This window comes from Erwinia piriflorinigrans CFBP 5888 (genome assembly GCF_001050515.1).
Taxonomy (GTDB): domain Bacteria; phylum Pseudomonadota; class Gammaproteobacteria; order Enterobacterales; family Enterobacteriaceae; genus Erwinia; species Erwinia piriflorinigrans.
Genome location: NZ_CAHS01000006.1, coordinates 47,241 through 67,096, shown reverse-complemented (window position 1 = coordinate 67,096; position 19,856 = coordinate 47,241). Strand labels below are relative to the sequence as shown.

The 19,856-nt window shown below is 54.3% G+C and carries 17 protein-coding genes and 1 riboswitch; of the genes, 8 read left to right on the top strand and 9 right to left on the bottom strand.

Annotated features, from left to right (window positions below; all coding sequences use genetic code 11):
* The first annotated feature begins 2 nt into the window (after positions 1 to 2).
* A complete protein-coding gene (locus tag EPIR_RS02190; RefSeq protein ID WP_023653657.1) occupies positions 3 to 1,163 on the top strand; it encodes a glutathionylspermidine synthase family protein in 1,161 nt (386 codons plus the stop codon).
* A 103-nt stretch (positions 1,164 to 1,266) separates the two neighbouring features.
* On the opposite strand, the gene ygiD is transcribed toward EPIR_RS02190, so the two are convergent.
* Both ygiD and ribB read right to left on the bottom strand, forming a co-directional pair.
* Complete coding sequence (gene ygiD / locus EPIR_RS02185) at positions 1,267 to 2,049, bottom strand: 4,5-DOPA-extradiol-dioxygenase (protein WP_023653656.1); 783 nt, start codon at positions 2,047 to 2,049, stop codon at positions 1,267 to 1,269.
* Positions 2,050 to 2,244: 195 nt separating this feature from the next.
* A complete protein-coding gene (ribB, locus tag EPIR_RS02180) occupies positions 2,245 to 2,901 on the bottom strand; it encodes a 3,4-dihydroxy-2-butanone-4-phosphate synthase (protein WP_023653655.1) in 657 nt (218 codons plus the stop codon).
* A gap of 107 nt (positions 2,902 to 3,008) precedes the next feature.
* A riboswitch (FMN riboswitch) is annotated at positions 3,009 to 3,157 on the bottom strand.
* A 148-nt stretch (positions 3,158 to 3,305) separates the two neighbouring features.
* Between ribB and ubiK the strand changes: the two genes are divergently transcribed.
* Positions 3,306 to 3,584 (top strand): ubiquinone biosynthesis accessory factor UbiK, encoded by a 279-nt coding sequence (ubiK, locus tag EPIR_RS02175; RefSeq protein ID WP_023653653.1) that lies wholly within the window; start codon positions 3,306 to 3,308, stop codon positions 3,582 to 3,584.
* 44 nt (positions 3,585 to 3,628) lie between these two features.
* On the opposite strand, the gene hldE is transcribed toward ubiK, so the two are convergent.
* The 3 genes from hldE to EPIR_RS02160 form a co-directional block, all read right to left on the bottom strand.
* Positions 3,629 to 5,065: a bifunctional D-glycero-beta-D-manno-heptose-7-phosphate kinase/D-glycero-beta-D-manno-heptose 1-phosphate adenylyltransferase HldE gene (gene hldE, locus EPIR_RS02170; protein WP_023653652.1), complete on the bottom strand. Its 1,437-nt coding sequence runs from the start codon at positions 5,063 to 5,065 to the stop codon at positions 3,629 to 3,631.
* A gap of 87 nt (positions 5,066 to 5,152) precedes the next feature.
* Positions 5,153 to 7,987, bottom strand: coding sequence for a bifunctional [glutamate--ammonia ligase]-adenylyl-L-tyrosine phosphorylase/[glutamate--ammonia-ligase] adenylyltransferase (glnE, locus tag EPIR_RS02165; RefSeq protein WP_023653651.1), 2,835 nt, complete (start codon positions 7,985 to 7,987; stop codon positions 5,153 to 5,155).
* 41 nt (positions 7,988 to 8,028) lie between these two features.
* Positions 8,029 to 9,333: a CYTH domain-containing protein gene (locus EPIR_RS02160; protein WP_023653650.1), complete on the bottom strand. Its 1,305-nt coding sequence runs from the start codon at positions 9,331 to 9,333 to the stop codon at positions 8,029 to 8,031.
* Positions 9,334 to 9,584: 251 nt separating this feature from the next.
* Between EPIR_RS02160 and EPIR_RS02155 the strand changes: the two genes are divergently transcribed.
* Together EPIR_RS02155 and EPIR_RS02150 are read left to right on the top strand one after the other, a co-directional pair.
* Positions 9,585 to 10,205: a TIGR04211 family SH3 domain-containing protein gene (locus tag EPIR_RS02155; RefSeq protein WP_023653649.1), complete on the top strand. Its 621-nt coding sequence runs from the start codon at positions 9,585 to 9,587 to the stop codon at positions 10,203 to 10,205.
* Positions 10,206 to 10,341: 136 nt separating this feature from the next.
* Positions 10,342 to 11,568, top strand: coding sequence for a multifunctional CCA addition/repair protein (locus EPIR_RS02150; protein WP_023653648.1), 1,227 nt, complete (start codon positions 10,342 to 10,344; stop codon positions 11,566 to 11,568).
* 68 nt (positions 11,569 to 11,636) lie between these two features.
* Here EPIR_RS02150 and bacA read toward each other — a convergent pair whose 3' ends face one another.
* Together bacA and folB are read right to left on the bottom strand one after the other, a co-directional pair.
* The gene (gene bacA / locus EPIR_RS02145; RefSeq protein WP_023653647.1) at positions 11,637 to 12,458 is read right to left on the bottom strand and encodes an undecaprenyl-diphosphate phosphatase; all 822 of its coding nucleotides are present in this window, start codon (positions 12,456 to 12,458) and stop codon (positions 11,637 to 11,639) included.
* Positions 12,459 to 12,594: 136 nt separating this feature from the next.
* Entirely contained in the window at positions 12,595 to 12,954 is a 360-nt protein-coding gene (folB, locus tag EPIR_RS02140; protein WP_048696714.1) for a bifunctional dihydroneopterin aldolase/7,8-dihydroneopterin epimerase, read from the bottom strand.
* A gap of 107 nt (positions 12,955 to 13,061) precedes the next feature.
* Here folB and plsY point away from each other — a divergent pair, with 107 nt between their 5' ends.
* Positions 13,062 to 13,676, top strand: coding sequence for a glycerol-3-phosphate 1-O-acyltransferase PlsY (plsY, locus tag EPIR_RS02135; RefSeq protein ID WP_023653645.1), 615 nt, complete (start codon positions 13,062 to 13,064; stop codon positions 13,674 to 13,676).
* 9 nt (positions 13,677 to 13,685) lie between these two features.
* On the opposite strand, the gene tsaD is transcribed toward plsY, so the two are convergent.
* Positions 13,686 to 14,699, bottom strand: coding sequence for a tRNA (adenosine(37)-N6)-threonylcarbamoyltransferase complex transferase subunit TsaD (tsaD, locus tag EPIR_RS02130; protein WP_023653644.1), 1,014 nt, complete (start codon positions 14,697 to 14,699; stop codon positions 13,686 to 13,688).
* A 304-nt stretch (positions 14,700 to 15,003) separates the two neighbouring features.
* Here tsaD and rpsU point away from each other — a divergent pair, with 304 nt between their 5' ends.
* The 3 genes from rpsU (at position 15,004) to rpoD (ending at position 19,246) form a co-directional block, all read left to right on the top strand.
* On the top strand, positions 15,004 to 15,219 hold the full coding sequence (gene rpsU, locus EPIR_RS02125; RefSeq protein WP_001144069.1) for a 30S ribosomal protein S21: 216 nt from the start codon (positions 15,004 to 15,006) through the stop codon (positions 15,217 to 15,219).
* A 205-nt stretch (positions 15,220 to 15,424) separates the two neighbouring features.
* Positions 15,425 to 17,170, top strand: coding sequence for a DNA primase (dnaG, locus tag EPIR_RS02120; protein ID WP_023653643.1), 1,746 nt, complete (start codon positions 15,425 to 15,427; stop codon positions 17,168 to 17,170).
* A 234-nt stretch (positions 17,171 to 17,404) separates the two neighbouring features.
* Positions 17,405 to 19,246, top strand: coding sequence for an RNA polymerase sigma factor RpoD (gene rpoD / locus EPIR_RS02115; protein WP_023653642.1), 1,842 nt, complete (start codon positions 17,405 to 17,407; stop codon positions 19,244 to 19,246).
* Between the two features lie 101 nt (positions 19,247 to 19,347).
* Here the strand turns inward: rpoD and mug are convergent, their stop codons facing one another.
* The gene (gene mug, locus EPIR_RS02110) at positions 19,348 to 19,854 is read right to left on the bottom strand and encodes a G/U mismatch-specific DNA glycosylase (protein WP_023653641.1); all 507 of its coding nucleotides are present in this window, start codon (positions 19,852 to 19,854) and stop codon (positions 19,348 to 19,350) included.
* Positions 19,855 to 19,856: the final 2 nt, after the last annotated feature.

Genomic DNA, 19,856 nt, shown 5'->3' with positions numbered 1-19,856 from the left:
TGATGAAGCGTATTGCCATTGCAGAACGACCGGGCTGGCGTGAAAAAGCGACTGAATATGGTTTTCGCTTTCACACCATGCACGGCGAACCATACTGGTGTGAAGATGCTTACTACCAGTTCACTTTGCAGCAAATTGAATCACTGGAAGATGTCACCAGCGAACTGCATCAGATGTGTTTGCAGGCGGTAGAACGGGTTACCGGTAGCGAAGAGCTGCTCACCAAATTCCGCATCCCCAAACATACGTGGGACTTTGTGCGCGAATCCTGGAAAAGCGGTCAGCCATCGCTCTATTCCCGACTCGATCTCGCCTGGGATGGTCAGTCACCGGCCAAACTGCTGGAAAACAATGCCGATACGCCCACCTCACTGTATGAGGCCGCTTTTTTCCAGTGGCTTTGGCTGGAAGACCAGCTGAAGGCAGGTCAGCTACCCGCAGGCAGCGACCAGTTCAACAGCCTGCAGGAGAAGCTGATCGAACGCTTTAGTGAGCTGCATCAACAGCACGGTTTTAGCTGGCTGCACTTTGCCTGCTGCCGCGATTCTGAAGAAGATCGGGGCACCATTCAATACCTACAGGACTGCGCCACGGAAGCCGGACTGCCGACTGAATTCCTTTATATGGATGAAATCGGCCTCGGTGAAAAAGGGCAATTTACCGATGTCCATGACCAGGTGATTGGTAACCTGTTTAAGCTCTATCCGTGGGAATTTATGCTGCGCGAAACGTTCTCCACCAAACTGGCCGATGCTGGCGTGCGCTGGCTGGAACCGGGCTGGAAGAGCATCATTTCCAATAAAGCGCTGCTGCCTCTGCTGTGGAAAATGTTTCCTAATCATCCGAACCTGTTACCCGCCTGGTTTGCAGAAGATGACGTGCCCCACATGGATAAATATGTGGTGAAGCCGCTATTTTCCCGCGAGGGAGCAAATATTCGCATCGTAGAAAACGGTCAGGAGATTGCGCGCGTTGACGGGCCGTACGGTGAGGAAGGGATGATTGTGCAACAGTTCCATCCGCTGCCTAAATTCGGTGACAGCTATACGCTGATTGGCAGCTGGTTGATCAACGATCTGCCAGCCGGCATCGGCATACGCGAAGATCGCGATTTGATCACCCAGGATCTGTCGCGCTTCTATCCGCACGCGTTTATTGAATGATCGGTAAGGGCGAGTCATCACTCGCCCTTGTGCCATTTTGAGATGCGATATAAGGCGTCAGCATGCCGCTGACACAGACAATAATCTTCCAGCCAACGCCCGGTCAACCTACCTGCACAGACAGCATACTGAGTGACCCCATTACTATTCCGTCCACCGGAACAGACACCGCTTCGCCCGGTGCGCGTGCGCCGAGCACATAGAGCAGCGGCAAATAGTGCTCAGGCGTCGGGTTCGACAGCGCCGCGCCCTCATGTTGCATAAAGTTCACCAGAGGATGCTGCGAAACGTCTCCTTCCCAACTCAGATTATCACGTACATATTGATTAAAAGATTCCGCCCAGGGCCACGCTGCGGCTTCATGCTGCCCGCGTATCTGGCTCAGGTTATGCACTACGTTGCCGCTGGCGATAATCATAATCCCTTGCTCACGCAGCGCGGCCAGCTTACGTCCAAGCTCGAAGTGGTAAGCCGGTGGTTTGCTGGCGTCCACGCTCAGCTGTACCACCGGAATATCCGCGTCAGGATACATCTTAATTAGCACTCCCCACGAACCGTGGTCGAATCCCCACTCCCGGTCGAGCTTTACTGCAACAGCCAATGTCTCAGCAACCTGTTGTGCCAGCGCCGGAGATCCCGGTGCCGGATAATGCGTGTCAAATAACGCCTGTGGAAAACCGCCGAAATCATGGATAGTGCGCGGATTTTCCATTGCCGTTACCGCAGTACCACGGGTATACCAGTGGGCGGAGACCGCAACAATCGCTTTCGGCTTTGGCAACGCATCCCCCAATTTACGCCAGGTTTGCGTATAGATATTCTCTTCCAGAACGTTCATCGGGCTACCGTGTCCAAGAAAAAGCGCAGGCATAATTTGCTTACTCATGATGTGACTCCAGGCAAAATGTTGCTCAATGGACACCACATTACGCCCTTTCATCGACGGATGAACCTGGATAACCCTGAAGAAGATATTCAGTAAATTTGAATGCCAAAGAGGCATGTTTTGACAGGTATCAGCCTGATGCTGTTGATGCCCAGGCTGATACTAACGGGCCGGAGAAACCGGCCCGAAACAGGATTAACTTGCCTGAAGCGTTTCGCGGCTACGACGATAAGACACCAGGTCTTCGATGGTGACCACCGGCATATCGTGCTGGCGGGCAAACACGATGACTTCTGGCGCATGCGCCATTGAACCATCATCGTTGGTCAGTTCGCAAAGCACGCCAGCTGGTTTGAAACCGGCCAGAGTGACCAAATCAATGGTTGCTTCAGTATGACCGCCACGGGTTAACACGCCACCGGAACGGGCGCGCAGCGGAAATACATGGCCGGGACGATTCAAATCGCTGGGCTTCGCATCATCTGCAATAGCGGTTCGGATGGTGGTCAGGCGATCTGTAGCAGACACGCCGGTCGTCACGCCCTGGGCTGCTTCGATAGTGACGGTAAAGCCTGTTCCGTAAGCACTGGTGTTGTCCTGCACCATCATGGGCAGATCAAGCTGTTCCAGGCGTTGTTCGTTCAGGCACAGACAGACAATACCGCTGCCATGACGGATGGTGAGTGCCATTTGCTCAACGGTCATGGTTTCGGCGGCGAAGATCATATCACCTTCGTTTTCACGATCTTCATCGTCCAGTACCATCACGCCACGGCCTGCGCGCAGCGCCTCAATGGCATGAGTAACACGTTGTTCAGACGTGCCAAATTCAGAAAGTAGCGACTGATTCATGGTAAATAAACCTTAATAAATGTATGGGTTACCAGAACCAGGGCGTGCTTAGGAGTGTTATGCGGTGACAACAAATAACGCGAGGCGAGCTTCAGCCCGTCAAGAATCGTTACTCTCTCCCATCCGGACTTTAACCGTCGGCCCCGGAATTACACCGGATCTGCTGACCTTCAGAATGGATCTGAAGCGCTCGCGGGCTTTCAGCATCAGCTGATTTACCGCCGGTGGGGAATTTCGCCCCGCCCTGAGAATAAGCGAGTTCATGATAGCGCTGAAAAAGTAACAGAGCAACGAACAAAAAGGGCTATTGGCTATCCATTTTATCACTAAGGCATTTTAAAGTTTGTGGCTGACAGCGGAGCGATTACACTAGAGGCAAACTCGCTGCTATCAGGAAACCTGCCATGATTGATGCAAAAAAAATTGAACAGCTGGCCCGTCAGGTCCATGACGCCATGCCGAAAGGCATTCGTGATTTGGGTGACGATGTTGAAAAGAAAATCCGTCAGACTTTGCAATCACAGCTGACGCGGCTGGATCTGGTTAACCGGGAAGAGTTTGACGTACAGACTCAAGTACTGCTGCGCACGCGCGAGAAGCTGGCCGCGCTGGAACAGCGGCTGTCCGAACTGGAAAACCGTGCGCAACAGCCTGCTGAAATAGCCGAAAAGCCAGCAGAGTAAGCCACGGTGGATCATGGCTGCCCCGAGCGGGCAGCCGTCAACCGTCAACTTTTCCCGCTTCCTGAAATGATGGTTTTGATGATATTACTGGTAGAAATGCCGTCTTCGAAATTGAGTACCTGCACGTCTCCGCCGTTCGCCCAAACCTCTTTGCTCCCGGCAATATCTTCCGGTTTATAGTCACCACCTTTCACCAGCAGATCCGGCAATACTTCAGCGATCACTCGCTGCGGCGTATCTTCTTCAAAACCGATCACCCAGTCTACCGCCTCAAGCGCACCTAATACCATCATACGGTTAAGCAGCGGGTTAACCGGGCGTGTTTCACCTTTCAGACGACGGGTGGAAGCATCGCTATTCACCGCCACAATCAGGCGATCCCCCAGCTTACGCGCATTAGCAAGGTAAGAAACATGACCGGCATGCAAAATGTCGAACACGCCGTTGGTCATCACCACTTTTTCGCCACGCTGGCGGGCTTTGTTCACTTCAACAATCAGCTGTGCTTCGTTCATCACGCCAAAACCCGACTCCGGGCGAGCATGAATGGCATTTTCCAGTTCCATCGGAGACACCGTGGAGGTGCCGAGCTTACCCACAACCACGCCTGCCGCCGCATTAGCAAGAAAACAGCTCTCTTCCAGCGTGTTCCCTGCAGCCAGCGCTGCGGCTAGCACACCGATTACCGTATCTCCAGCGCCGGTGACATCAAAGACCTCCTGCGCCTGGGTCGGCATATGGAAAGGTGCTTTTCCCGGTTGCAGCAGCGTCATACCGTGTTCGGAACGAGTGACCAGTAGCGCAGAAAGGGCATGCTGTTGCATCAGCGCCGTGCCACGTTCCACAATGTCGGCTTCGCTTTTACACTTACCCACTACCGCCTCGAATTCAGACAGGTTTGGCGTCAGGAGGGTTGCGCCGTGATAGCGAGAGAAGTCCGTTCCTTTGGGGTCTACCAGCACTGGAACACCCGCTTTACGCGCCAGCGCTATCATGGTTTCCACGCTGGCCAGCGCCCCTTTCGCATAGTCAGACAGCACCAGCGCCCCGATGCCCGGCAGTGACTGCTGGATACGTTTAAGTATTGGCTCGGGATCGACGTCTTCAAATCCTTCCTCGAAATCCAGGCGGATCAGCTGCTGGTTACGTGACAGCACACGCAGCTTGGTGATAGTCGGATGAGTCGCCACAGAAACAAAGTCGCACTGCACTTTTACCCCAGACAGGGCGGTGTTTAGGGCACGCGCCGCGTCATCAACCCCGGTCAGGCCAACCAGACGCGACTTTGCGCCAAGAGAAGCGATATTCATGGCAACGTTAGCTGCGCCGCCGGGGCGCTCTTCCACGCTATCAACTTTTACCACCGGAACCGGCGCTTCAGGAGAGATGCGGTTGGTGGGGCCATACCAGTAGCGATCCAACATCACGTCGCCCACTACCAGCACACCCGCGCGCGTAAAATCGGGCAGGGTAATTTTCATTCCAGAGACTCCAGACTGCAGTAAAAATGAATGCGCGCGATGATAGCATAATTGTTTGGCTGGCTAACCATCGAGTGCGAATGGTGCTCAGGGACTTAACCACGTCTGCCAGCAGGCTTGCACCTCGGCTTTCTCCTGGGCGAAAGCGTCGATCGCAACGTGCCCCGGTAATTCCTGCAAGGCAAGATGATGAAGCGCATCGCGCAGCGTCACATAGGCATGTGCCAGCGCCTCAGCCTGAACCGACTCCATTTTACCGCTGCGCGCCAGAAGCTCAAGAATGCGCACGTTATCAGACCAGCGCGTCAGTTCAGGCACCTCGGAGGCGTAGCGCAAAACCAGATATTGTGTAATAAATTCAATATCGACGATGCCGCCTGCATCGGCTTTGATATCCCAGCGCCCTTTGTGCTTGTTGCCGAGATGCGCCCGCATTTTCTCACGCATCTCACGCACTTCCGTTTGCAATGTCTGGCCTTCACGCGGTCGTGCCAGAATGCCGTGACGGATATGCGCAAAGCGCTCACTCAACGCGCTGTCGCCAAAAACGATACGGGCACGTACCAGCGCTTGGTGCTCCCAGGTCCAGGCATCGTTGCGCTGATACTCATCAAAAGCATCAAAAGTACTGACCAACATGCCCGCTGCCCCGGAGGGACGCAGGCGGGCATCCACCTCGTAAAGAATGCCCGAAGAGGTGCGGGTACTGAATAAGTGCATCACACGTTGCGCCAGGCGCAGATAAAACTGACGACCGTCAATAGTGCGCTCCCCCATGGTCACCGCTTCGGCCGGGCAATCGTGCAGGAATACCAGATCGAGATCGGAACTGTAGCCGAGTTCCCATCCGCCGAGCTTACCGTAACCGACTACGGCAAAACCGCGTTCGCTATCGTCAGCCAGGTGCGAAGGGCGGCCATAGCGCTGAACCATCATATTCCACGCCTGCTGCACCACGGATTCAGTTATCGCCTCCGCCAGCCAGGTCAAATGATCGCTGACTTTCATAACCGGTAGCGTTTTGGCGATATCCGCAGCGGCAATACGCAGATGCTGTGCCTGTTTAAACTGGCGCAGCGCCTCCAGCTGCTGTTCTTCATCCTCTTCCGGAATACGCAGCAGATACTGACGCAGTTCGTCGCGATAGGCATCGGTGGCGGTAGGATGATACAGCGTAGCCGGGTCGAGTAGCTCATCGAGCAGCAGCGGATAGCGCGCCAGCTGGCTGGCAACCTTTGGCGAGGCGGCACACAGGCGGATTAAGTGCTGTAGCGCACCGTGATATTCGCTGAGCAATTCCAGATAGGTGGAACGCGTCACCACGCCCAGCAGCAGCGGCGTCAGGCGCATCAGCGTAACCGGAGCATCATCACGCGGTACCACTTCGCTCAACAGTCGCGGCATCAGTTGATCCAACGCCTGTCGCCCGCGTGGACCAATGGTGCGCTTATCAAGATCCTGGCGGAAATCGTTAATCACGCGTAACAGCTGCTGGCGAGCCTCAATGGCAAGATGTGGCACCAGCGGTTCCAGATCCTGCTCTTCCAGCGGCTCCTGCCACAGTGAACCGTATTCGGCGACTTCAGGGTTGTCATCACCATCCGTTGTATCATCGCCAATCAGCTCGTTGAAAATAGTGCGAACCTCTGCCATATAAAGGTCAAGCCGGTCGTGTAGCTCCGCCCAGTTCGCAAAGCCCATCGCCCAGGCGAGGCGTGCACGATCCCGTTCGCTATCCGGCAACGTCTGGGTTTGCTCATCGTTGATGCTTTGCAGCAAATTTTCCAGCCGCCGCAGGAAAAGATAGGCGACACGCAGCTGCCCGGGCTGTTCTGGCGGCAAAAGATGCAACTCATCAATGGCAGACAGGGCTGGCAACAGAGAACGCTGCTGGAGAGATCGCTCACGCCCGCCACGGATCAGCTGGAAAACCTGCACAATAAACTCCGTCTCACGGATACCGCCCGCACCGAGCTTAATGTTATCCGTCAGACCGCGCCGCCGTACTTCACGGGCGATCATCCCTTTCATATTACGTAGCGACTGGATAACGCTGAAATCAATGTAACGGCGGAAGACAAACGGCCGCAGCATCTGGCGCAGCTCTTCACTCCAGCGATCGCCGCTATCGCCCATCAAGCGCGCTTTGACCATCGCGTAGCGTTCCCAGTCTCGTCCCTGCTCCTGGTAGTAATCTTCCAGTGCGGCAAAGCTTAAAACCAGCGGGCCACTATCGCCAAAGGGGCGCAGACGCATATCGACACGGTAAACGAAACCGTCAGCGGTCGCCTGGTTCAGCACTTTGATCAAACGCTGGCCGAGGCGGGTGAAAAACTGAGCATTATCCAGTTCACGCCGTCCCCCCCGTGTGGTGCCATTTTCCGGCCAGGTAAAAATCAGGTCGATATCTGAAGAGAAGTTCAGCTCTACGCCGCCCAGTTTTCCCATACCGAGGATCAGTAAAGGCTGTGGCTCCCCGGCAGCATTCATCGGGGTACCAAGATCGGCACAGCAAGCGTGCCACAACCAGTCACGAGCGGCGACAATCAACGTTTCCGCCAGTTCACTCAGCTGGCGTAGGCTCTGTTCAGTGGTGCTTTCTGCCAGGGTTTGCATCCAGGCAATACGCGTCAACATATGGCGGCGAAACCGCCGCAATTCGCGCATTAGCGCATTTTCGTCCTGTGCAGCAGCAAGCTGAGTTTGCAACCATTGCCGATAATGCTGCCATTCATCCGGCTGGGGCGGTTGCGCTTGCAGCTGCTGCCACCATGTCGGGAACTGAATCAGGCTGGTACGGATAAAGTCACTAAAAACCAACACCGCCTGCTGCCGGAAAGACGCGCCGCTAAACAGCGGGTCAAGCCGCGTAACCTGGTCCGCCAGCAGCACGGGCAAGGGCTGAGTGAATGATGGCACCATAAGGTAAACGCTCCCTTCAGAATCCTACGACTGAACAAAAATTACAGGCTACCGTTTTTCCAGAATGCAGGCTGTTTCAGTGCCTGACGCAGATGGGCATCGAGCCAAGTATCCTGCTGGCCGTCGATCGCCTGGCCCAACTGCTGCCAGCTCTGAGTCCAGGCATTGACCGCAGCGGCATCATAAGCCCCTGCCAACAGCTGAACGGCCAGCAGCTGGCGATGCAGACGCGCCAGTTTGTCCTGATATTCGCCCGAATGATTCACCTGAGAAAAAGTCTCTTTCAGGTCGGCAGCGATGCGACCCAGCATAATATCGCTAAAGCGTTTAAAGGAGCCTTGCAGTTTAGCGTCAGCCTTGCTGTCGACAAACTCTCGCCATCCTGCACTGACAAGCCAGTTAGTAAGCGCTAACTGGGGTTGCAGCCAGAGCGCGCTGAAACAGAGCGTTTCTGCCGCGGTACCTTTGTCGAGCATGGCCTCTTCCAACAATGTTAGTTTCTGACGCAGATCGCTGCTGGCCTTGCGAGGTACCAGCGCACCGTACAATGAAAAGGCTTGGCGCAGGGTTTCCAGCGCATCTTTTACTTCACGCCGCGCATCGGCATTACCCCGCAACCACAACTCTTCATGGTACTGCCACTGGTTGAGCGCCTGTAGAAAGGCCCCCTGCATCCCCTCTTCCACCGTCGCCTTCGGCCTGACTTTCAACAGCGGAAGCGGGCGCAGTGGTCGTGGCGGATTGCCCTGTGCCAGCGCATAGCCCCGAGCCGCTTTACTCAGGCTACCAAGGCGTAACCCGTCAATCGTCGCCAGCTCACTGGCAAAGTCCAGCAGGTCATCACGATGGCCACTTTTTAACTCAAGCTCAATCTCCATCAGAGGTTCGCTCAGCGCACCTGCACTAACGTCCCCACTATCGAAAGCAACCTCAATCTCGCTTTGCAGATAAGTGACCACCCACTTTTCGCGCACAAAGTGAGTACTGAACAAGGGGTTGAGCCGCTTCTGTAAAGCGTCAACATCTGTACCGACGGGCCATACTTCGCACGGTAATTGCCGGATATCCAGTTCGGGTTGCTTTAACAGCACATTATATTCCGGCCGCTGATGCAGCCCGCCGACGGTTTGCCCGGCGGTTTTTAGCGTCATCTCATAGCTGTCACCGCAACCACGAATGCGCAACCCCATATCCCATTGCCGCAGCTGGTTGTCGTCTGTTTCGAAGTAAATATTGGTTAACTTCTGTCCAGGCGTATGCTTATGAGGCCACGCAGCCGATTTGGCTGCCACTTTTGTTGCTGCATCTGGCAAAGCAATGAACTTTAATTCGATTTCAATGGTCATAGTGTCTTATTAACGTCGTTAGGGGCACGGTCAGCGTGTCAGATTGCGTCCGCTTTTGTCTTGCGGTGAATCGGGTCTGATATTGCCGCAAAGAGTAATGCACAAAAGACGGGGCTGTCTCTGCTTAAATTACGCATTCGTACGCGTCCTCTCAACAGAATGAGAACAGGACAGTTCTCATTCAGATTTCTGTGAGGCCGCTCCAGACTGTGCCATGAATTTTTCCAGTACTGATATCACAAAGAGTTCGAATGAAAAAGACTCATCTCATTAGCCTGACTTTATTCGCTTTTAGCGTGGCAGCGAACGTGCATGCCGATGAAAAACGCTATATTTCCGATGACCTTTCCACTTGGGCGCGCAGCGGTCCCGGCAATGATTACCGTCTGGTTGGCACCTTAAACGCTGGCGAAGAAGTGCAATTATTGCAGACAAATGCCAACACCAAATACGGTCAGATCCTCGACCAGCAAGGGCGTACTACCTGGATCCCACTGGCCCAGCTTAGCGATCGGCCCAGCCTGCGTACCCGTGTGCCACAGCTGGAACAGCAGGTGAAAGACCTTTCCGCCAAGCTGGCAAACATCGACGGCAGTTGGAATCAACGCACGGCTGATATGCAGAAAAAAGTCGCCGGTAGTGATGATGCGATCAACAGCCTGAAAGCCGAGAATCAGCAGCTGAAAAATCAGCTGGTGGTGGCGAGGAAAAAGGTCGATGCCGCTAATGTCCAGCTTGACGATAAGCAGCGCACCATCATTATGCAGTGGTTTATGTATGGCGGCGGCGTAGCTGGCGTTGGCCTGCTGCTTGGTTTGCTGTTGCCACGGATGATCCCGCGTAGGAAACAAAACAACCGCTGGATGAATTAAGTAACTGACACTGTTCAGGGTATCTGCGGATGCCCTTTTTCCCGTGTCTGCGATTTATCATTTCAACAACACGAATGATATAGTGCGACGATTCATCATCAGTTTATTCTGGTGATTCGCTTTCTGGAGATGCTCAGTGAAAACATACCTTGTCGGCGGCGCAGTGCGCGACGGACTGTTAAATTTACCGCTGAAAGATAAAGACTGGGTGGTGGTGGGAGCCTCTCCCCAACAGATGCTGGATCGAGGCTATCAGCAGGTTGGCCGTGATTTTCCGGTATTCCTGCACCCGGAAAGCCACGAAGAGTATGCGCTGGCCCGTACCGAACGCAAATCAGGCCAGGGCTACACCGGATTCGTTTGCTATTCTGCGCCGGATGTCACCCTTGAACAGGATCTGGCGCGCCGCGACCTGACCATCAATGCCATTGCCCAGGATACTGACGGCAATTACTACGATCCTTACGGTGGGCGTGCCGATTTACAGCAGCGCCTGCTACGCCATGTATCTGACGCTTTTAATGAAGATCCGCTGCGCGTATTGCGCGTGGCGCGCTTTGCCGCCCGTTTCGCCCATCTTGACTTTCACATAGCTGACGACACGCTAACACTGATGCAGGCTATGACGCAAAGCGGAGAGCTGCACCATCTGACCCCGGAGCGAGTATGGAAAGAGACGGAACTCGCCCTGCAAACGCGCAGCCCTCAGGTGTTCTTCCAGGTGCTGCGTGACTGTGGCGCGCTGGCGGTGCTCTTCCCGGAGCTGGATAACCTGTACGGTGTGCCCGCACCGGCAAAATGGCACCCGGAGATCGATACCGGGGTACATGCCCTGATGGCGCTGGCGATGGCTGCCAGGCTTAGCCCGGAGCTTGATATTCGCTTTGCCACCCTGTTCCACGATGCAGGTAAGGCCCTGACGCCACCAGAAAAGTGGCCAAGCCATCACGGGCATGGCCCGGCAGGAGTGCCTCTGGTTGCCGCCTTATGCGAACGTTTGCGCGTGCCGAATGCGCTGCGTGACCTGGCGCTGCTGGTGACCGAATTTCATGATTTGGTACACACTGTTCAGTGCCAGCAGCCAGCTCAGCTGGTTGCGCTATTCGACCGTGTAGATGCCTGGCGCAAACCGCACCGCGTGCAGCAGATCGCATTGACCAGTGAAGCCGATGCCCGTGGGCGCACCGGCTTTGAAAGTAATCCTTACCCGCAGGGTGATTATCTGCGCGAAGCCTGGCAGGTAGTGCAAGGCGTATCGGCTAAAGAAGTGGTGGAAGCAGGGTTCAAAGGAATGGCAGTGCGCGATGAACTGACGCGCCGCAGGATTGCCGCACTGGATGCCTGGAAACAGATGCAGTCATAGCACTGACCTCGTATCAGACTTTGGGGCGATCGGGAAAGCGATCGCCCCAAAGGCCGGTACAGTGATACTTACAGCACGAACAGGGCGTAGACCGCCGCTGCCACAATAAAGCGGTAGATAGCAAAGGGTATAAACGAGATGCGTTTGATGATGTGCAGGAAGCTTTTAATCGCAACCAGCGCCACGATAAAGGCCGTGACAAAACCAACGGCAAACATGGGAAGATCGGCCCTTGTCAGGAAACCCATGCTCTTATAGAGATCCAGCCCGGTCGCGCCAATCATCATCGGCACCGCGAGAAGGAATGAGAACTCTGAAGCGGCATAACGGCTGACGCCCATCAGCATCCCGCCCGAGATAGTGGCACCGGAACGCGAGAAACCTGGCCACAACGCCAGACACTGGAAGCAACCAATCATAAAGGCCTGGCGGTAAGTGATATCATCCACGCCTTCCGATTTTGGCTGTTTTGGCTTCAGTAGTTCTGCCGCAATCAGCAGCACGCCACCGACCACCAGCGCATACATCACGTTGACCGGATTAAACAGCGTTTTGATCTGGTCATGCAGCAGCAGACCAATCACTACCGCTGGCACCATACCCAGCAGAATATGGATTAACGTCAGTCTGCCCTGCCCGACCCCTTCGTGTTTAACCTCACCAAAGTGAATGCCAATCAAACCAAACAGACGACGCCAGAACATCACCACGACGGCAAGAATTGAGCCAAGCTGGATCACCACCTCAAAAGTCTCTGCCTTGTTTCCCTCAAACCCCAGCAGGTGACCGACAAGGATCATGTGTCCGGTAGAGGATACGGGGAGAAACTCCGTCAGCCCCTCCACAAGGCCAAGTATTGCCGCTATCCACAGCTGATGAATGTCTGCCATTAAATCTACCCCTGTTAAAACATGAAAAAGGCGGTCGCTTTACGCTACCGCCAAATTGTACCCGTTATGCATTAGGGCAACCTTAGGACAGAGGATAATGTGATTTGGTTTCATTGTGATGGCAATCACATTGGATTTATTTCGGATTAGTCCCGCGCTCGATCACCACACCCACCTGCCGTGCCTGCGCTACCGCGCCCGGTTTACTCAGCTTAATCCGTACCCACGGTGAGGCGAACCGAGCCAGCAGCAAGGTTGCCACCTCTTCCGCAACGCGCTCAACCAAGGCGAATTTACCCTGACTGACATGTTCAATGATGACTTCGGCCACATCGGCATAGCTCAGGCAGTCGTTCACATCGTCGCTGGCAGCGGCTTTGCGGTTGTCCCAAGCCATTTCGACATCGAACACCAGCTTCTGCTGAATAGTCTGTTCCCAGTCGTAAACGCCAATGGTGGTGATAACGGACAGTTGATCGATAAATACGATATCCATGATGTGGCTCTCTGTTTTTGTGGTCACCGGATACCATCCCCGGCAGTTTATGCGTATTATCCACAGATGGTGACAACAAAACGACCCCAACAAGACGGAACGGTGTTATGAGTGTATTCGCGCCTGGCATGATCCTTTTCGCGTATCTGTGTGGTTCCCTCTCCAGTGCAATCCTGGTTTGTCGACTGTTCGGATTACCCGACCCTCGCCATCACGGTTCAGGAAATCCGGGTGCCACTAACGTACTGCGCATCGGTGGCAAAGGAGTGGCAGCCACGGTACTGGTTTTTGACGTGGTCAAGGGAATGCTGCCAGTCTGGCTGGCTTATCACTTCGGGGCGACACCTTTTTATCTTGGGTTAACCGCGATTGCCGCCTGCCTCGGTCATATCTACCCGGTGTTTTTCCATTTTAAAGGTGGTAAAGGCGTTGCCACGGCGTTGGGAGCGATTGCGCCCATTGGCTGGGACCTGACCGGATTGATGACCGGCACCTGGCTGCTCACCGTGCTGTTAAGCGGCTACTCCTCACTGGGCGCAATAGTTAGCGCGCTGATCGCGCCCTTTTACGTCTGGTGGTTTAAACCGCAGTTTACCTTTCCGGTGGCGATGCTTTCCTGCCTGATCCTGTTACGTCATCATGACAACATTCAGCGCCTGTGGCGCGGGCAGGAAAATAAGATATGGAAGAAAAAAAACAGGCAAGGGTCAGGAGAAACCTGACCCTCTGATTCAGATAGCTGGCAGTTCAGCCAGTGGCCAGCGAGGACGCACGGTAACACTGAGTTCAGCGTGCGTGCCGCCTTTCAGACGCACCATGCCAGCATAGGCGATCATTGCCCCGTTATCGGTGCAAAATTCCGGGCGGGCATAAAACACCTCTCCTCCGCGTTTCTGCATCATTTCGGCCAGCTTAGCGCGCAGCGTACTGTTAGCGCTAACGCCCCCGGCAATCACCAGCCGCCTGAAACCGCTCTGATCCAGCGCCCGGCGGCACTTGATCGCCAGTGTATCAACCACGGCGTCTTCAAAAGCACGGGCAATATCTGCACGCGTCTGGCTGCTATCGTCATTGTCACGAATGGTATTGGCGGCGAACGTTTTCAGCCCGGAAAAACTGAAGTCCAGGCCGGGTCGGTCGGTCATCGGGCGTGGAAAAATAAAGCGTTTTTCCACCCCTTGCTGCGCCATTCTTGACAGCATGGGGCCGCCGGGATAGTCCAGCCCAAGCAGTTTGGCCGTTTTATCAAACGCTTCACCTGCGGCGTCATCAACTGACTCACCCATCAGGGTATATGCACCAATACCGGTCACGCTAATTAACTGCGTATGACCGCCGGAAACCAGCAGCGCAACAAATGGGAATTCCGGTGGGTTATCTTCCAGCATCGGTGCAAGAAGATGCCCTTCCATATGATGTACGGCAATCGCTGGCACCCCCCAGGCAAACGCCAGCGACCGGCCGATGGTGGCTCCCACCAGCAGAGCGCCGACCAGCCCCGGCCCAGCCGTGTAGGCTACCGCATCAATGTCCTGTGCCTGTAGCCCGGCTTCCTGTAGCGCCGCCTGGATCAGCGGCACGGTTTTGCGCACATGGTCACGCGAAGCCAGTTCCGGCACCACGCCACCGTAGTCGGCATGGAGTTTGACCTGGCTGTAAAGTTGATTGGCGAGCAAACCGGCGACATCATCATAAATGGCAATGCCGGTTTCATCGCAGGATGTTTCAATTCCGAGAACACGCATGGCTTTTTTCACCTCATTCTTGCGGCGCGCAGTGTAGCATGAAGGCGCCCTGCCGAGCGGCAAATTTACCCACGGGACGGTTACACCTTGTACAATAAGGTGTTTTTTTTCACACCCGAAGTATGCGATTCGTGTATAATCAGCCCCCTGAAAAAAACCGGCAGCCGCACAGGCGCATCTGTTGGTGACATAATGCTATGGTGCTTTACAACGCAGCCTGTGTTGGAGTAAAATTCCGCACCATTTTGAAATGAGCTGGCACCGATGCCAGCAGCAAAACCGAATTTATCGAGGTGAGAGTTACATGCCGGTAATTAAAGTACGTGAAAACGAGCCATTCGACGTAGCACTGCGTCGCTTCAAGCGTTCTTGTGAGAAAGCAGGCGTTCTGGCTGAAGTTCGTCGTCGTGAGTTTTATGAAAAACCGACTACCGAACGCAAGCGCGCTAAAGCGTCAGCAGTTAAACGCCACGCGAAGAAACTGGCTCGCGAAAACGCACGCCGCACTCGTCTGTACTAATATCCTGAAGGTTCGCCTTCACGCTTAACAGACAAGTTAGTAGTTATCAGGCCGTGCTTCCGAAAGGAATGCGCGGCTTGTTGCCGTTTATGAGCCATAAACAGTTGGAAGCAACTGAGCGAATCCCGGGAACTTACAAACAGTAAGTGACCGGGGTGAACGAAGGCAGCCAACACCGCCAGACGCTGAAAGATGAAGGGGATTTATGGCAGGACGCATTCCGCGTGTATTTATCAATGACTTGCTGGCACGCACGGACATCGTGGATCTTATCGATGCTCGCGTTAAGCTGAAAAAGCAGGGCAAGAACTATCACGCATGCTGTCCTTTTCATAATGAGAAAACCCCTTCTTTCACCGTTAATGGTGAAAAACAGTTCTATCACTGCTTCGGCTGCGGCGCACACGGTAACGCCATCGACTTCCTGATGAATTACGATCGTCTGGAATTTGTCGAAAGTATTGAAGAGTTGGCGACCTTGTATGGACTGGAAATACCGTATGAAAGCGGTAGCGGCCCCAGTCAGCTCGAGCGCCACCAGCGTCAAAGTCTCTACCAGCTGATGACTGGCCTACGCGATTTTTATCAGCAGTCATTGGGCCAGGGCTCAGCATCCGGCGCTCGCGACTACCTGGCGCAGCGCGGGCTGAGTAATGAGGTCATTAAGCATTTTTCCATCGGTTTCGCCCCGGCAGGCTGGGACAACGCGTTAAAACGTTTTGGCAGTAATCCCGACGATCGCCAGTCGCTGATTGATGCCGGGATGCTGGTCACCAATGACCAGGGACGCAGTTACGATCGTTTCCGTGAACGTGTGATGTTTCCCATTCATGACAAGCGCGGACGGGTGATTGGCTTTGGTGGACGGGTATTGGGCGATGCCATGCCGAAATACCTTAACTCGCCGGAAACCGACATATTTCATAAGGGCCGCCAGCTGTATGGCCTGTATGAAGCACTAAAAAATCACCCTGAACCGGGCAAGCTGCTGGTGGTAGAGGGCTATATGGACGTGGTGGCGCTGGCTCAGTTTGGCGTGGATTATGCCGTTGCATCCCTGGGGACCTCCACCACGGCGGAACATATTCAGCTGCTGTTCCGCTCGACCGATACGGTTATTTGCTGCTATGACGGCGACAGAGCGGGGCGTGAAGCCGCATGGCGCGCACTGGAAACCGCTCTGCCTTACATGAATGACGGTCGTCAGCTACGCTTTATGTTTCTGCCTGACGGCGAAGACCCGGATACGCTGGTGCGTAAAGAAGGTAAAGAGGCGTTTGAAACACGCATGGAGCAGGCGATGCCGCTCTCGACCTTCTTATACGACACCTTGTTGCCTCAGGTAGACTTGAGTACTCCTGATGGCCGTGCTCAGCTGGCGACACTGGCACTGCCCCTGCTTCGACAGGTACCGGGAGAAACCTTGCGCATCTATTTGCGTCAGGTACTGGGCGACAAGCTGGGTATCCCCGATCACATTCAGCTGGAAAAGCTCTTACCAGAGAAAGCGGAAAGTGCGAAACCCGCAGCACAACCTCAGCTAAAACGTACAACTATGCGTATACTTATTGGGCTGCTGGTGCAGAATCCACGGCTGGCGGCGATGGTGCCGTCCCTGGAGGGGTTAGCACAGTCGGAAACGCCTGGTTTTTCGCTCTTTGTTGAGTTAGTGAGCACTTGCGTTGCTCATCCTGGCCTGACGACCGGACAGCTACTAGAGTTATATCGCGGCACAAAATTTAGCCAGAACCTTGAAACCCTGGCAACATGGAACCACATGATCGTAGATGACGAAGTGGAAACCATGTTTCAGGATGCGCTAGCCAGCATGTACGACAATGCGCTGGAGCGCAGGCTGGAAGAGCTGATCGCCCGCGATCGCACTCACGTATTGAGTGCTGAAGAACGTCGTGAGTTCTGGGCATTAAGCCAGGCTCTGAAAAAACAATAAAAAGGTGAACCCTTTTTGTTATTACCCGACTCACAAACAGAATTTAGAAATGTTATCGGTTTTTTAGATAGCTTTAACACAGAACACAGCGGCTTAAGTGCCGAATAAGCGTCAGGTCAATCCTGACAGCCGCCACGACGGGCAGCGGCAATAATCTCAACGCCCTCACTGTTATTGTTGGCACGTTAGCCGACCGACACCAATCTAATTTAACAGAAGTGTGGACACCGTCTTATGGAGCAAAACCCGCAGTCACAGCTGAAGCTACTTGTCACCCGTGGTAAGGAGCAAGGCTATCTGACCTATGCCGAGGTCAATGACCATCTGCCGGAAGATATCGTCGACTCAGATCAGATCGAAGACATCATCCAGATGATTAACGACATGGGCATCCAGGTCGTGGAAGAAGCGCCTGATGCCGACGATCTGATGCTGAATGAAAACAGCAGCGATACCGATGAAGATGCTGCCGAAGCGGCTGCTCAGGTGCTATCCAGCGTAGAGTCTGAAATCGGGCGTACAACCGACCCGGTGCGTATGTACATGCGTGAAATGGGTACGGTTGAGCTGTTGACGCGTGAAGGCGAGATCGATATCGCAAAACGCATCGAAGACGGCATCAACCAGGTTCAGTGCTCCGTTGCAGAATACCCTGAAGCGATAACCTATCTGCTTGAACAGTACGATCGTGTTGAAGCCGGTGAAGCGCGCCTGTCCGACCTGATCACTGGCTTTGTCGACCCTAACGCCGAAGAAGATATTGCGCCGACCGCCACGCACGTGGGTTCTGAGCTGTCTGCGGAAGAGCGTGAAGATGACGACGAAGATGAAGAATCTGATGACGACAGTTCGGATGATGACAACAGCATTGACCCTGAACTGGCGCGTGAAAAGTTCAGCGATCTACGCATCCAGTACGAAACCACCCGTACGGTGATCAAAGCGAAAAGCCGCAGCCATGCTGACGCCATCGCAGAGATCCAGAACCTGTCCGATGTATTCAAACAGTTCCGCCTGGTGCCAAAGCAGTTCGATTTCCTGGTAAACAGCATGCGTGTCATGATGGATCGCGTTCGTACTCAAGAACGTCTTATCATGAAGCTGTGTGTTGAACTGTGCAAAATGCCTAAGAAGAACTTCATCACTCTGTTCACCGGCAACGAAACCAGTGAAACCTGGTTCAAAGCGGCGCTGGCAATGAACAAGCCCTGGTCAGAGAAGCTGAAAGATGTTTCAGATGACGTGGCCCGTGGTTTGCAAAAGCTGCAACAGATTGAAGAAGAAACCGGCCTGACCATCGAGCAGGTGAAAGATATCAACCGTCGCATGTCCATTGGTGAAGCGAAAGCGCGCCGTGCGAAGAAAGAGATGGTTGAGGCTAACCTGCGTCTGGTTATCTCTATCGCCAAGAAATACACCAACCGTGGCCTGCAATTCCTCGATCTTATCCAAGAAGGCAACATCGGCTTGATGAAAGCGGTAGATAAATTTGAATACCGTCGCGGTTATAAGTTCTCCACTTATGCCACATGGTGGATCCGTCAGGCCATCACCCGCTCTATCGCCGACCAGGCACGAACCATCCGTATTCCGGTGCATATGATTGAGACGATTAATAAACTCAACCGTATTTCGCGTCAGATGTTGCAGGAGATGGGCCGTGAGCCAACGCCGGAAGAGCTGGCCGAGCGGATGCTGATGCCTGAAGATAAAATCCGTAAGGTGCTGAAAATTGCTAAAGAGCCGATCTCTATGGAGACGCCGATTGGTGATGATGAAGATTCACATCTGGGCGATTTTATCGAAGATACCACGCTGGAGCTGCCGCTGGACTCGGCAACCTCAGAAAGCCTGCGCTCTGCCACCCATGATGTGCTGGCAGGCCTGACAGCGCGTGAGGCGAAAGTTCTACGCATGCGTTTTGGTATTGATATGAATACTGACCATACGCTGGAAGAGGTAGGCAAACAGTTTGACGTTACGCGTGAGCGTATCCGTCAGATCGAGGCGAAGGCGCTGCGTAAGCTGCGTCATCCAAGCCGCTCCGAGGTTCTGCGCAGCTTCCTCGATGATTAATCGCTAGTCTGCGATATAAAATGGCCCCTTCGCTCACCGCAAGGGGCCATTTTTTTGTTTAGACGCTATCGCCGTTCACGCCGCTGTAATCCGTGCTCCAGCTAACCCAGTGACCGATACAGTTGCGCGTAGGCCTCGGTCATCTCCTGCTGGGAAGCACGGTTCAGTCCGCTAGGATTCGGCAGTACCCAGATTTCCGTCTCGCCCACAGCCAGAGGCTGCCTGCCCCACTCCACCTTAGTACGGCGAAAGGCCTGCTGATAAGCCTGCTTGCCCAACACCGCCAGCGCAGCGGGCTGGAAGCGTTCTATCTTATCCATCAGCGCCTGCCCGCCGCTGCGCAATTCGCTGCCCTCCAGTTCACTGGCCAGCACCGTTGGCCGCTCGACCAGCATGGTGATGCCGCAACCGGTTTCCAACAGCTGCTGTTCCTGTTCAGGCTTTAACTGCGTCCGGGTGAATCCCGCCTGGAAAATGGTTTTCCAGAAGCGGTTGCCGGGATGGGCAAAATGAAAACCGGTGTGAGCCGTGGACTTTCCGGGATTGATACCGCAGAACAGCACCCGCAGACCGGGCTGAATAATATCGGCGATGCCGTGTGCTTCCATGT